This is a genomic window from Rhizosphaericola mali (assembly GCF_004337365.2).
Classification (GTDB): Bacteria; Bacteroidota; Bacteroidia; order Chitinophagales; family Chitinophagaceae; genus Rhizosphaericola; species Rhizosphaericola mali.
Window position 1 is genome coordinate 1,374,046 of record NZ_CP044016.1, and the last position, 14,221, is coordinate 1,388,266.

General features: G+C 31.9%; 11 protein-coding genes. 7 read left to right on the forward strand and 4 right to left on the reverse strand.

Features of this window, described 5'->3' with window-relative positions; genetic code table 11:
* Positions 1-106: 106 nt before the first annotated feature.
* From E0W69_RS05990 to E0W69_RS06005, 4 genes are all read right to left on the reverse strand, one after another.
* On the reverse strand, positions 107-2,593 hold the full coding sequence (locus E0W69_RS05990; protein WP_131329124.1) for a glycoside hydrolase family 95 protein: 2,487 nt from the start codon (positions 2,591-2,593) through the stop codon (positions 107-109).
* A gap of 235 nt (positions 2,594-2,828) precedes the next feature.
* Positions 2,829-3,806, reverse strand: a complete 978-nt coding sequence (locus E0W69_RS05995) for a helix-turn-helix domain-containing protein (RefSeq protein ID WP_131329125.1) — start codon at positions 3,804-3,806, stop codon at positions 2,829-2,831.
* Positions 3,807-3,840: 34 nt separating this feature from the next.
* Positions 3,841-4,824, reverse strand: coding sequence for an amidohydrolase family protein (locus tag E0W69_RS06000; RefSeq protein WP_131329126.1), 984 nt, complete (start codon positions 4,822-4,824; stop codon positions 3,841-3,843).
* Positions 4,825-4,835: 11 nt separating this feature from the next.
* On the reverse strand, positions 4,836-6,362 hold the full coding sequence (locus tag E0W69_RS06005) for a carboxylesterase/lipase family protein (protein WP_131329127.1): 1,527 nt from the start codon (positions 6,360-6,362) through the stop codon (positions 4,836-4,838).
* Between the two features lie 325 nt (positions 6,363-6,687).
* Here E0W69_RS06005 and E0W69_RS06010 point away from each other — a divergent pair, with 325 nt between their 5' ends.
* The 7 genes from E0W69_RS06010 to E0W69_RS06040 all read left to right on the forward strand — a co-directional run bounded on the left by E0W69_RS06010 (position 6,688) and on the right by E0W69_RS06040 (position 14,221).
* Positions 6,688-9,138 (forward strand): TonB-dependent receptor, encoded by a 2,451-nt coding sequence (locus E0W69_RS06010; RefSeq protein WP_191967980.1) that lies wholly within the window; start codon positions 6,688-6,690, stop codon positions 9,136-9,138.
* Between the two features lie 312 nt (positions 9,139-9,450).
* A complete protein-coding gene (locus tag E0W69_RS06015; protein ID WP_131329129.1) occupies positions 9,451-10,338 on the forward strand; it encodes an SDR family oxidoreductase in 888 nt (295 codons plus the stop codon).
* A gap of 13 nt (positions 10,339-10,351) precedes the next feature.
* Entirely contained in the window at positions 10,352-11,284 is a 933-nt protein-coding gene (locus tag E0W69_RS06020) for a helix-turn-helix domain-containing protein (protein ID WP_131329130.1), read from the forward strand.
* A gap of 408 nt (positions 11,285-11,692) precedes the next feature.
* Entirely contained in the window at positions 11,693-12,025 is a 333-nt protein-coding gene (locus E0W69_RS06025) for a PadR family transcriptional regulator (protein WP_131329131.1), read from the forward strand.
* Between the two features lie 2 nt (positions 12,026-12,027).
* Positions 12,028-12,771 (forward strand): hypothetical protein, encoded by a 744-nt coding sequence (locus tag E0W69_RS06030; RefSeq protein ID WP_131329132.1) that lies wholly within the window; start codon positions 12,028-12,030, stop codon positions 12,769-12,771.
* A 9-nt stretch (positions 12,772-12,780) separates the two neighbouring features.
* Positions 12,781-13,536, forward strand: coding sequence for a hypothetical protein (locus E0W69_RS06035; protein ID WP_131329133.1), 756 nt, complete (start codon positions 12,781-12,783; stop codon positions 13,534-13,536).
* On the forward strand, positions 13,517-14,221 hold the full coding sequence (locus E0W69_RS06040; RefSeq protein ID WP_131329134.1) for a hypothetical protein: 705 nt from the start codon (positions 13,517-13,519) through the stop codon (positions 14,219-14,221). Before E0W69_RS06035 ends, E0W69_RS06040 begins: the two co-directional genes overlap by 20 nt.

Here is a 14,221-nt window from a genome sequence, read left to right on the forward strand (position 1 = left end):
AAATATTACTAAATTTTTTAGTTTAAAAAAATGAATGAATATTTGTTCTGTTCTTATTCATTTTATTTTGAATAAGTAAAAATAGCATAATGCTATTTTTGTGAGTTTATGAATGTAGCTCATAGGTGGACCCTTTTACGGTAGTAAAGGAAATCAAATAAAAGCCGTTTTGTTTTTTGCTACTCAATTTAAATTGACTAGACTTTAATTCATTTTTTGAAATTATATTACAGGTGCCTCCAATTTTGGATAATATTTTAACTGTACTAAGTGTTTGATTTTTCCAATGCATATCTATGACAAAATTACCTCTTGCAACTAAACCTTTTACTTCCCCTGTGGACCATATTTTAGGTAGTGCGGGAAGTAAGCGTATTTGACCATTTTGACTTTGTAATAACATTTCTGCAATACCAGCTGTTCCGGCAAAATTACCATCTATTTGGAATGGTGGATGAGCATCAAACATATTAGGATAAGTTCCCCCTCCTTTCCATTCAGATCCAGGACCGGTGTATTTCATTAAATCTAATAGAAGTTTATACGCATGATCTCCATCTAGCAGACGTGCCCACCAATTAATTTTCCAACTTTTGCTCCATCCAGTACCTTCATCACCTCGAATCTCCAGTGTTTTTTTTGCAGCATTAAATAGCCGTGGTGTATTCGTAGTAATTTCTTTTCCTGGATACAAACCAAATAGCTGTGAAATATGTCGATGATGAATATCCGTCTCTTCAAATTCTTTATACCACTCTAATAGTTGTCCATTTTTACCGATTTTAAGGGGAAATAATTGGGATTTATACATTATTAGTGAATCTTTAAATGAAGAATCTATCCCTAGTGTTTTGGACGCTTCTATAACATTTGTAAACAAATCCCTAATTATGGACATATCCATTGTAGAAGCTACAGAAACTGATTGTGGTTTGCCGGTAGAATCTTTAAATAAATTTTCTGGTGAGGTTGATGGTGCTGTTACATAATATCCTGTATTAGGATCTTTCACGAGCCAATCAATGGAAAATTGAGCCGCAGATTTCATTAATGGATATGCCTGTGTTTGTAAAAAATTTTTATCTCCTGTAAATAAAAAGTGTTCCCATAGATGCTGACATAGCCAATTACCGCCCATCGGCCAATTCGCCCAAAGTGGCTCTCCGTCCCCTTTATTTCCTACTGGATTAGCGGTACCCCATATATCAGAATTGTGGTGTGCTACCCATCCATTAGCATGATAAAATTCTTGCGCAATACGTTTTCCTGTAACGGATAAATCTTGTAAAAATCGTAATAAGGGCTGGTGTAATTCTGAAAGATTGGTAACTTCTGATGGCCAATAATTCATTTGGGTATTAATATTAATCGTATAATTAGAACTCCACGGTGCTCTTAATTCATTATTCCATATTCCCTGTAAATTTGCAGGAGGCCCTCCAATGCGAGAAGCTGATATTAATAAATACCTTCCATATTGAAAATATAACGCTTCTAAAGATGGATCATATTTTCCATTAGAATGCTCCATTAATCTCTTATCTGTTGTAAATTTACGAAGATCATCTTTTGTATTAACCGTGTCTTTTATTGTAAACTCAACTCTATTAAAATACTTCTGATAGTCTTGTATATGCCTTTTTTTTAATAGTTCATATGACTTCTTATTAGCGTTAATAATTCTTGATTTGGTGATTGTTTTTTCATTAAGACCATCTGTGTCTGGAAATTTATTAAAACCATTAAAACTTGTAGCTGCGGCAATGAATATAGTGAGGTCCGTAGCCTGTTTAACATGTAATGTATTATTCTCTATACGTACATGCCCTCCATTATTTTTTACATTAATTCTATATTGAAAGCGCATTCCTTCATGTCCATTTGAATCCACGTAGATAATGGGAGATATTCCTTTACGATTATAATAGACAGGATCTACATGTGCTGGAGCATTGCCACTTAATGAGATTTGAGTTTTTGTGTCATGTGATATTGTGTAATGAATCAAGCTATTGGCACTAATGTCCAAGTTTAGTTGATGTGGTTTAGAAGATGTCATATGTATAACATAGATGCTATCTACAGAGGAAATAAACATTTCTCTAGTATATGAGACACCATCTATAGTGAATGATGTTAAAGCAATGCTATTGGATATATTCAATTCTCTTTTGTAGTCTGAAACAATAGGATTTTTATGATCATAAAATTGATGTATATAAATATTCCCCATTGGCATATAGGATTCTGTATATAAACCCTGCATTTGATGGGCTAATTTTTCGGCTGTAGAATAATCTTGATGTTCTAATAAGGCAACCCTGATTGGTTTTAAATATTTATACGCATCTGGATTAATGGAGTTAGGTATAGGATGACCACTATAAAGAGTTGATTCATTTAACTGAATTTTTTCACTATCTACACCACCAAAAAACATAGCACCGAGTCTTCCATTGCCAAGAGGTAATGCTTCAACCCACTCTTTCGCAGGTTTATCATACCACAATTTAAGGTCATTATTTTGTGCCTGTATTTGAAATGAAATGAGAATGAAAAGGAAAGAGGAAAAAAACTTTTTAGAAAGGAACATCTCTTAATTTTTAAATAGTAATCAACTTCAATTTTAATAGATGCGAATTTAGCACAATATTAAATTAAGAAGATTTAATTCTATCTTAAAATATTGATTTCCATTTAGATGTTAATATTTATTTTTTGAGAAATCTGTCATAATCCCAAGTAGTATAAATTATAATGTCGCTAATAGTATGAAAGGTTATAAATATTTCTATAATGTCTTTGATGATGTAATCGATTATTTTCGTTTATAGTAAAGAATATTTTTTAGGTGTAATTCCATGGTACTTTTTAAATAATCTGGCAAAATGACTCAAATTGGAAAACCCTAATTCATATCCAATTTCAGCTATAGAAAACTTTTTCTCACGAATAAGTTCAGCGGCTCTTTCCATTCTCAACTTTTGAAAAAGATTATAGATACTATCTCCAAAAATTTGTCTAAATGCCACTTTCATTTTGGTTTCACTGATGCCAAATTTTATTGAGAGCTTTTGTAAATTTGGAGGATTGCTAATATCTATTTGCAATTGATGACGGATTGCGTATATTTTTTCCACGTCACTATTGTATAAATTAAACTGCTGATAATCTTTGCGAAGGATTAATTTTTTGAATAGACTATAAAGCAGCTGCTGTATCTTAACTCTATAAAAGAAATCTTCTAAACTAGGAATCGTTGTTCCTTCCGTAATGTCTTTTAATATTTGAAAAATTTCCACCGTCATTTCTTCGTGAAAAAGAAAGCTGTTTCTATTTTCTAAAATATTTTCAATTACTTTATTAGGGGCTTCTATTAATAACAATTTTTTTAAATCGTTGGCTTTAATACCTAATACAACGTAGGAAGTTTGCATTTTGGCAGGAAACAGCACCTCCAAATCCAGATCACTTGATGCTACTTGTATTGCATAACGATTTGGGGGTAAAGACTGCTGTTCTTTCGCAGAAATAGGCTTGTTGGTTGTTGAATCATTACAACTAAAAACAATATTTATAAGGTCGTGCCGCTTATTAGGAGCCAATCTTTTAATAATTAAATCTTCAATAAGGGTGTAATTATGAATGATAAGTTTTAAATTATTGGAAAGTGTTATCTGTTTGATATAACCTTTGCCTAGATAGTTGGGAATAACTAAATAATTATTCCCAACAGGAAGATTGAGTTTTTCAGAAAAGCTTTTGAGGAAATTAAAACTCGGACTTGTTTCAAATTCAAATAACATACTATGAAAAATTTACTACTATAATTTAGTACTCTTACACAATATTACTATTTAATCTTTTAAACAAGTTGATGGCATTGTTTTGAAATATATCCTCTTGGATATCACTGGATAAATCAGAATCTTTAATCTTTTGTAAAAACTTTTGCAAAAGATTTTCTGCTGTAAATGGATAGTCGCTGCCATATAATAGATGTGTATCCTTGGCAAACGTACGTAACGCTGGGAGTAATCTTGGTAAGGGAGCTCCCGCCAAATCATAATAAAATGACTGCAATTCATTAAAAATATCTCCTTCTGTTATCGGGTTTTCCAAACCTAAGATTGGGGTTAATCCTGCAACTCTATCTGCAATTACAGGCAATGCAGCACCTGCATGCGGAATGATTATTTTGATATTTTTAAATTTTTTTGTCACACCCATAAGTATCATATTAATAACGGAACGCGTAGTATCAAAAATAAACTCCATCATTGGATTGGGGTAAGAAAGTTGCTGATATTGGTGCGCATGTCCATTGCAAGAACAATAAGGGGATGTCGGATGAATGAATAAAATACTTCCATAAGTATCCAACTTGCTAAAGATGGGTAACAACTTATCATCTCCTAGATATACACCATGAAAATTAGTCTCTAATACAAATCCATCTACATGCAAAGTATTTACTGCATAATCTATTTCATCAAGTGATCCTTCTATATCGGGTAGAGGTAAGGAGGCAAATAAACCAAAACGATCTGGATGTGCATTTACAATCTCCATTCCTTCTTCATTGACAAGTCTTGCCAAGGATCTAGCTTGCGCATCCTCACCAAAGTGTACGCCAGGTGATGATATGGAAAGCATTGCGGTGCTTATATTATGACGATCCATCATTTTTAATGCTTCTTCTTTGTTCCAGTCGGGTATGCGAGGCATACCATCTGGTTTTTCATATCCGGCATCTATAAGTTTAGCTCTATATTTTTCAGTTATGAAATGTGCATGCACATCTATTATCTTATGATTTATCATTTTTTTAAATTTTAATCATCTACTCTCCATGATTTTGGAAAACTACCTTTGCTACGCAATGATTGCCAAAACTTAAATCTTTCAGTCCAAGGCTCCTCTTTTGTGGTTGTTTGATCACTAAATTGTAAAACATGTGGATCTTCTGTCGTGTAGTTCCGCCATTGAGGTAAATTCACTCCATTGGGGTCACTGTACTTAGCGAAATTTGTCCAATAATCCATCATCTCCTCTGCAAGACCAAGATCTCGCTCATTTAATGAGTTTACATTATTTATTTCATTCATCAAACCAAAAACAAATTTTATTTCTGATGCATGTTCGGGTACAGGATTTAAAGGGGAGCGATAATCAAAATAGTAGCTATAAACTTGACTGTTTGACGTTTGTCTATGTAATTGTGCCCACTCCCAGGTTTGTTCGCTTATAACAAGATCGCCAATCAAAAGGCCAATTGAACGACTGAACTCCTGTTCTGTGTTTGACGGATAAAAAGAACTAAATGCTTGCATGTTTTCTTTCCCAATTTTAGAAGTGACCACTTTTTGAAAGTTTTCTATGGTATCGTGTTTCCATGAACGATGTAAAAAAAGTGTTTCTTCTGCTCCATTTATACCTGTAATAAGTGGAATGTCCATTTGGTAACCCTTTGCAAAGATATTTGCGGGATAATCCGTTATTACATAATTATCAATATTGGGAGAAAATGCAGACGTGCCTGGATCAAATCTAAAATCCCATTTAGCTATATCATTTAAGGTTGATGCAGGCATGGATCTTAAGACTTCCAAACTTCCATTCGCATATTGATTTACTAATTGAGCCCCTTTTCTTCTAGCTTCTGATGCATCTGAAAGAGATCCATGTTCACTATCCCAGAAGGCTCCACTTTGTCCAATAGCCTTATGGAATAATCCTTTAGATAAAGGAGATGACATCAACAGCCCTACTGCATGTGCTCCTGCAGACTCACCAAATAAAGTAATGTTATTAGGATCTCCGCCGAAATTTGCTATGTTTTTCTTTATCCAATGCAATGCAAATAACTGGTCTTGAAGTCCAAAATTTCCAGAATAATTTCCTTCCTTATCTAAATCTTCATGGGCTAAAAATCCCCAGACTCCTAATCGGTAATTGAAACTTACAAATAATACTCCTTTGGATGCGAACTTTGCACCATTATATAACGGTTCGCCAGAGGAACCAAATTGGAATCCCCCGCCATGTATCCATACCATAACAGGTATATTTGAAGCCGTTTTAATTGGTTTCCAAATGTTTATGGTTAAACAGTCTTCATCAAAATTGGAATTAGGATTGTCAAGCCCTGGGAAGGATGTACCCCATGAACCTGGACTAAATTTATCTGCTAGCTTGATTCCGTTCCAATTATTCGGCTCTTGTGGTGATCTCCATCTTAAAGGGCCAACAGGTGCTGCTGCGTAAGGAATTCCTTTAAATGATATTACGTTGTCTATTTCTGCGTTAAATCCTCTTACGATTCCATTCTGTGTTAATACATCTTGATAATTATTTTCCATTTATCTAAAATATTAGGATACAAATTTCGGTTTAGTATTTGGTATAAAATATTCTATTTAGGTTAATTAATAGTCCTATCCGTCCTAAAATAATAGGAAATATATATGAGATGAGGCAAGTTAAATAGATATACTATTGAATTATAATTTACCAATTTTCTTTTTATTAAGAAAATATAGAACTAGCTGTATATAAAGCGTATCCAATTTAATAATGGACTTAATTTTTAGTATAAATGAAAAAATTCCCAAATTCGTAAGCATTCACATCTTAATGAAGTTCAATTTTGCATGCATATTTACATACATATTTTAATTTGTGATGATGCAAAAGGATAATTTTGGTAGGAAAACCTTATTCCGTTTCTTTGGATGTTTAGTTTTTTCGATCTTGTTTTTAACTCAAATAAATGCTCAAAATAATAGTTTGAATGGGATTGTCTATGGTATGGTTTCCTCTAATGATGGAAAAGATGCCCCAAACGTCAATGTTCAAATTTCTAATTTAAAGAAAAGTGTGTTAACCGATGATAAAGGAATGTACAAAATCGAACATCTACCTTCTGGGATATTTGATATAGAAATTTTTCTACCGGGTTATCAAAAGCAAGTAAAGACGTTTACTATTCAACCAGGAAGTGTAGTACAACTAAATTTTAAGCTTGATATCACTAGCCGACAATTAGAAGATATTATAGTTTCCTCTACTAAACGTAAATTTGGAATAGACAATAGCGAAACCGTAGCAAAGATACCATTAAGCAATTTAGAAAATTCTCAAGTTTATACAACAATATCTAAAAGTCTCATAGCTGATCAGATGGTGTATTCTGTGGATGATGCAATGCGCAATGCTCCAGGCGTACAAACGATGTGGGCGGCTACTGGTCGTGCTGGTGATGGTGGCGCATATTACAATAGTCGTGGTTTCACGATGCAATCGACATTAAGAAATGGAATTGCGGGAGTCGTAACAGATGCCATTGATGCTGCTAATTTAGAAACATTGGAAGTTATTAAAGGACCTTCTGCTACGCTTTTTGGTAGTACACTTACTTCATACGGAGGGTTAATTAACCGTGTAACTAAAAAACCTTTTGATCATTTTGGTGGCAATGTATCTATGTCCTTAGGTAGTTACCAGTTTGGACGTGGAAGTATTGATATAAATAGCCCACTAGATAAGAAGAAGCAGTTATTATTTCGATTAAACGGGGCTTATAATAATCAAGGATCTTTTCAAACAGAAGGATTTTCTAAAAGATATTTTGTTGCTCCGAGTTTATTATATAAACCATCAGAGAAATTATCAATTAGCCTAGATGCGGAATTGTCTTATGGAAAAAATCAGGTAAGTCCATATTTATTTTTCTATTATCCTGTAGCTCAGCTTGGGGTAACGAATGCTAAGCAAATAAATATGGATTACAAAAATGCATATGTTGGAGATGGAATGTATCAAACATCGAATAGTGCAAATTATTTTGGACAAGTAAATTATAAAATTTCTAAAAGTTTTACATCCTCAACCAATTTCTCCTATGGACAAAGTTATTCCAATGGTCGAGCTGCCTATTTTTATCTGGTTCCCAATACTACCGATATTAATAACTATTATTTAGCAAGGGCAGATCAATCTACTAGAAATGGAAAAAGAAAAACACTAGAAATTCAACAGAATTTCAATGGAGACTTTAAAATTGGAAGTGTTCGAAATCGAATCGTATTAGGATTGGATTATACTAGACTAAACGCAAATATTTTATTTTACTATCCGAGTAGCTATTTTGATATTGTACCATTATCATCAGGCTATGACTATAGTACGATGAACGGTGTTTCCTTAAACAATTATTACGATACATCAAGTACTGTCGGAACTTATCCATCTATAAGTATTACCAATACTTATAGTGCATATATTTCGGATGTAATAAACTTAACTGATCGCTTTAATATCTCTGCTGGAGTAAGAGTAGATAGATTTAATATAAATGATCAAGGTAGTAATCAAAAATATAATCAAACTGTATTTTCTCCAAAGTTCGGAGCCGTTTATCAAATTATAAAAGATCAAGTATCCATTTTTGCAAACTATCAAAATGGATTTACGAATAAAAATACCTACACTGCTTACAAGAAGGGGCAACAAGATAGTTTGGTTACTGTTATAGCAAAACCGGAACAGGCAAATCAATGGGAAGCTGGTTTTAAAACAGATTTAATAAAAAATAGAGTAAGTGCATCGTTAAGTTATTATGACATCACCGTAAAAAATACGGTACGTGCAGATCCAAATCTTCCAGCATTGGCAAGTGTTCAAAATGGTACGCAAGTGAGTCGAGGTGTAGAGTTACAATTAAGTGCGAATGTATTTGATGGGTTTAATTTTACATCGGGAATTTCTTATAATGATTCTAAATATACAGAAGCAGATTCCACGGTTTTAGGTAGACGCCCAACTACCGCGAGCTCTCCATGGCAAGCAAATTGGTGGATGAGTTATAGGATATCAAATGGGGTATTAAATGGTTTGCGTATTGGATTTGGTGGTAATTATGCTAATAATAACGAAATTGTAAATAGCACAACGATGGGTGTATTTTATTTACCCTCCTATTTAGTACTTAATTCAGCCATTACCTATGAAACGAACCACCTTATTTTAGGTTTAAAAGTGGATAATTTAACGAATAAACATTACTGGACTGGTTATACAACCATGAATCCACAAATGTTAAGGCAATTAGTAGCAAGTGTTAGTTATAAGTTCTAATTCGGTAAGAATAAAAATATAATTTAGAGATGATTATCTATTGAAAGATTTATTAGATAATCATCTTTTAGTATGGAATCATAAAGCTATTACATCCAAAAAAATTCTTTCGCAATTCATGTTCAAATTTTTTCTTTAATTAATCGTATTTTTTAAAAGAATTTATGTTGTCGTTGTAAAATAAGTGTGACTTAAATGGTCATAAAGTGCATAAATAATAAAAAAATTCTTTTTTGGATACAATAATAAGATATTTGGATACAATAGAGATTCATAATCATTTCAATTTTGTATTTATAAAAATGAAATAATATGAATATTGTAATTACTGGTTCGTTAGGGCATATAAGCAAACCCTTAACAGAAAATCTTATCAAAGAAGGACATAAAGTCACTGTTGTTAGTAGTGATATAGAGAAATCTGAAGCAATTGAATCTATGGGTGCGATTCCTGCCATTGGATCATTGGAAAATGTAACATTTCTCACAAATACATTTCAAAATGTCGATGCTGTATACTGTATTATTCCTCCTAATTTTAAGGAAATAAATCAAGTTGAATATTACAGGCGAATAGCAACGAATTATGCAACAGCAATACAGCAATCTGGCGTGAAACATGTAGTTCATCTTAGTAGTTGGGGTGCTCATTTGGATCGAGGTACAGGTATAATTTTGGGGTCTCATAATTCTGAAAAAATATTCTCTCAAATCCCTTCCATTTCTTTAGTTTTTATTCGTCCAGGTTCCTTTTATTATAACACATTTGGATTTATTAATATGATCAAGCATTTAGGTTATATTGGTGCAAATTATGGAGAACATGATAATATCGTTTGGGTGCATCCAATTGATATTGCAGCTGCCGTATCAGAAGAGTTGTTAAATACCTCTTCAGAAAAATTGAGGATAAGATATGTTGCTAGTGACGAAAAGAGTGCTGCCGAATCTGCCCAAATTTTAGGTGCTGCAATAGGAATACCAGATCTTCAATGGAAGCTTTTATCTGTTGAAATCGTCAAAAATATACTAGTAAAAAATGGTTTGCCGGAAAGTATTGCATCTGATATTGTAGATCTAAACAATAGCATCCATACAGGTGCGCTTGCAGAGGATTATAATCGACATAAACCCATATTAGGAAAAGTAAAGGTCAAGGATTTTGCAGAGGAATTTGCTATGGTTTACAATAAGAAATAAGTAAATTTAGATCATGAAAAATCTACTACCGAGGAGGATTAAAACAATTAGTGAATTTCACCAATATAGAACTTTACCGCCACCCAAACACCCATTAATTAGCCTCATTGATTTTACTCAGATACAACCCAATACTGATGGAAGTGATGATTATTTCGTACAAGAGTTTTATTCTATCTCATTGAAAAGAACCTCTAATATGAAAATAATGTATGGACAACAACAATTGGACTTTGACGCAGGCGTATTATTTTTTATGTGCCCCCAACAGGTATTGAATATCCAATATTCTGCTTCCGAAAATAAAGCTTCCCATACAGGGTGGCTTTTATTAATACATCCTGATTTTCTTTGGAATACATCCTTGGGTAAGACAATTAAGAACTATGAATTTTTTGATTATGCTGTCAATGAAGCATTGTTTTTATCGGAAAAAGAGGAGTTGATTTTACTAAATATAATGGATGATATACAGGATGAATCTAATTGTAGTATTGATAAATTTAGTCAAAATATTATAGTTTCTCAAATTGAAACTTTATTGAACTATTCAGAGCGATTTTATCAAAGACAATTTATTACTAGGCAAAAAAGTAGCCATCAGACTTTGAGGCAATTCATTTCCTATTTAGATGAATATTTTGATAGAGAAGACATTATCAACGAAGGATTACCATCGGTAAAAGCTATTGCTGCATCAATGCAGATGTCCCCTAAATATTTGAGCGGATTATTAACTTCATTAACAGGCAAAACTACACAACAGCATATTCATGATAAATTAATCTCTAAAGCGAAGGAGATGTTATTTACGACTACATTAACAGTAAGCGAAATAGCTTATGAACTAGGATTTGAGCGTACTCAATCTTTCAATAAGTTGTTTAAATCTAAGACAAATTTAACTCCATTAGAATTCAAAAAATCAGTGAAAGATTCAAATTAGTAATATGATATTTGTTTTAAATAGGGACAAGTTGAATTTTGGATAATTTATTTTGATAATTAGTTGGTACTATATTTACCACTTGTATAGTATTGCCATCGGTCCGAAACGACACTAAAATATTCATTAGAAAAATTTTTATACAATATGTCATAATATTAATAATAATAAGCCTTATCTATATAATTATAACTGTATTTCACACAACAATAAATAGGTTTTAAGATCTAGGAACTAGATATATTAGGTAATTTTTTACAAATATTCTATAAAATCTAATCAAATGAATGTTTCAAATTGATTCGAAAATGTAGGAATGATTCATATTTTTAAGTATCGAAAATAAATAATTGTTTAGTTTTTATTTATAACTTTATTATACCTAAGAAAATTATGTATATTTGATTTATGAATAAGAACAGTTTGTATAAAGGTTGTTTGGAACCACTCCTATTGAAATTGTTGAATGATAATGGGCGTATGTATGGCTATGAAATCACCCAAAAAGTAAAAGAACTAACCGTTGGTGAGTTACAGATTACTGAAGGTGCCCTTTATCCACTATTGCACCGATTAGAAGCGGATGGTGTATTGACAACGGAGGTGGAAAATATCGGCAATCGCCCACGCAAATACTATAAATTAACTGAAGAAGGTGAAAAACAAAAAAGCCATGCCTTGGAAGAATTGGAAAATTTCATGCGTACGATGCAACTACTATTAAAACCTCAAACTATATAATTATGCGTCAATTGACTCTTGAACAAATAATGAAAATTGAAAACTATTGTGAACAACAAGGTGTAATCTTTTATGATGTAAAATTAGAAATTGTGGATCATATTGCGACTTTAATAGAACAACAATTAAATGAAAATCAAAGGTTATCATTCGATTCTATTTTCTACAGTACCAATACTGATTTCGACAAAAAAGCAATTACAAAAATAATTAAAGAAAAGGAATGTGCGATTGCTGCAAAAAATAAGAGAGTGCAATTAAGTTATTTAAAATCCTTCTTTAGTTTTCCTAAAGTGATAATGACGATTGTGTACTTCATCTTCACTCTTTTTATGATTAAAAATCTAACAATTAAAGAAGCATATGCGGTTGCTAGTATTATCTATTTGCCGGCGTTTTTATTAAATATTTATCAGACCAATAGCTTTTTCGGAAAGGAAAATTATTACATAAAGAAAATGATTAATCATGAAGAAAAAAAGTATACTCAAATACAAAAACTTTTAATTTTTAATAGGAAAAATAATAGTCTATTTTTAGTGAATTTGATATTAGCAATTTCCAATTTATTAGTATCATCAACTGCGTTAAATTATATTCATCCGAAATGGCTAGCTTGCTCCATTTTATTTACATTGGGTGGATTTAGTTGGATTGCATTATTGGCGTTTTTACATCAAAAGAAAAATTTGACTGAATATGCGATTAAGAATTATCCAGAAGCTTTTCAATTGAGCCAAAATTAATGCTACAATATGAAAACATTATCCTCTATACAAATACAGCAACTATTTCTATTTTGCGAACAGCAAGGTGTAAAATACTATGATGTACAGGTAGAATTAGTGGATCATTTGGCGGAAAATATCGAAGGAAAAATAAATTTCAATTCGTCCAACTTTGAATATCAATTGAATGATGCTGTAGCAGAATTTGGCGGCTCTAATGAATTTAAAAAAATTGAAAAAGCAAAAGAAAAACTATTGCGAAGGCAATCTAGTAAATTACAGTGGTTATATATTTTGCAATATTTTAGATGGCCTACTATACTAGCAACAACTTTAGTCATTTTATTCTTTTACTATTTGGCATATCATGCACCAATTTCCTTCATGTCTGTTCTTATCCGAATATGCTATTGGTTGCTTTTTATTTATTATATGATATTGAGTCAAGTTGATTCAAAAAGAGCGATGAGGAAAGGATTTTCAGGTGGATATAGAAAATGTAATTATAGGCAAATCAAACCATTATTAGTATTCAAAAATAGTCTGTTTTATTTTCAAACACTTGCAATGATGTTAGCAATGACAGGTATAATATATATTATGGGTGATAAATTTAAAATGTTGTTCCCAACTAAAATATTTACATTGTTAGTTGCCAGCCTTGTTTTATTTGTTATTTGTAATGCCTATCGGACTACTCGTAGAAATCTTATAAACGCAACTATTAAAAATTATCCAACAGCATACGAATTAAAGAATAACTATGAAAACATTATCCTCTGAACAAATCCAACAACTATTTCAATTTTGTGAAAAGCATAGTGTCAGGTATTACGATGTCCAAGTAGAGTTGGTAGACCATCTGGCAAGTGCTATAGAAATTGAAATGTCCAATAATCCTAATATAACTTTTGATGATTGTTTGCAAAAAGAATACAAAGGATTTGGTGCTACCGGATTTGGAAAATATATGAGTGAAAAGGAAAAACAAATTACACGTAGTTTTCAAAAAGAACGGAATGAGATTTTAATGCGTTTTTTTACACCACCAAAAGTGTTTTTAGTCCTTGTAATCGCGATGATTTTAATGTATCCATTTTACACAATGAATCTTTTACTTTCACAAATTGTTGCTGCTGCTTTTTGTATCATCATTCCAATCGTATTGGCTGTTTTTGTTATTTATCAATACCAACAAAAAAAGAAAAGATCACATAAATTATATCAATTAGATAGTGGAATTAATTCTGTTCAAACGGTATTATTAGGATTATCTATCAATATTTCGGGGCAATTGTTTGCAAGATTTTTACCGGAAGGAGATGTTTTGCCAAAATTTAATTTTAGCATTAGTTTGTTTCTTGTTTTTATAGGTTATGTATTTATACTTATAACTATAGCTAGTTATAATCAATACCAATCTATACTTGAAAAGTCCAAAAAAGAATATCCGCTTGCCTTTAAATAA

Excerpts from the sequence above, each read along its gene's own strand:
- E0W69_RS05990 (WP_131329124.1), bottom strand. The coding sequence starts at position 2,593 with ATGTTCCTTTCTAAAAAGTTTTTTTCCTCTTTCCTTTTCATTCTCATT.
- E0W69_RS05995 (WP_131329125.1), bottom strand. The coding sequence starts at position 3,806 with ATGTTATTTGAATTTGAAACAAGTCCGAGTTTTAATTTCCTCAAAAGC.
- E0W69_RS06000 (WP_131329126.1), bottom strand. The coding sequence starts at position 4,824 with ATGATAAATCATAAGATAATAGATGTGCATGCACATTTCATAACTGAA.
- E0W69_RS06005 (WP_131329127.1), bottom strand. The coding sequence starts at position 6,362 with ATGGAAAATAATTATCAAGATGTATTAACACAGAATGGAATCGTAAGA.
- E0W69_RS06010 (WP_191967980.1), top strand. The coding sequence starts at position 6,688 with ATGCAAAAGGATAATTTTGGTAGGAAAACCTTATTCCGTTTCTTTGGA.
- E0W69_RS06015 (WP_131329129.1), top strand. The coding sequence starts at position 9,451 with ATGAATATTGTAATTACTGGTTCGTTAGGGCATATAAGCAAACCCTTA.
- E0W69_RS06020 (WP_131329130.1), top strand. The coding sequence starts at position 10,352 with ATGAAAAATCTACTACCGAGGAGGATTAAAACAATTAGTGAATTTCAC.
- E0W69_RS06025 (WP_131329131.1), top strand. The coding sequence starts at position 11,693 with ATGAATAAGAACAGTTTGTATAAAGGTTGTTTGGAACCACTCCTATTG.
- E0W69_RS06030 (WP_131329132.1), top strand. The coding sequence starts at position 12,028 with ATGCGTCAATTGACTCTTGAACAAATAATGAAAATTGAAAACTATTGT.
- E0W69_RS06035 (WP_131329133.1), top strand. The coding sequence starts at position 12,781 with ATGAAAACATTATCCTCTATACAAATACAGCAACTATTTCTATTTTGC.
- E0W69_RS06040 (WP_131329134.1), top strand. The coding sequence starts at position 13,517 with ATGAAAACATTATCCTCTGAACAAATCCAACAACTATTTCAATTTTGT.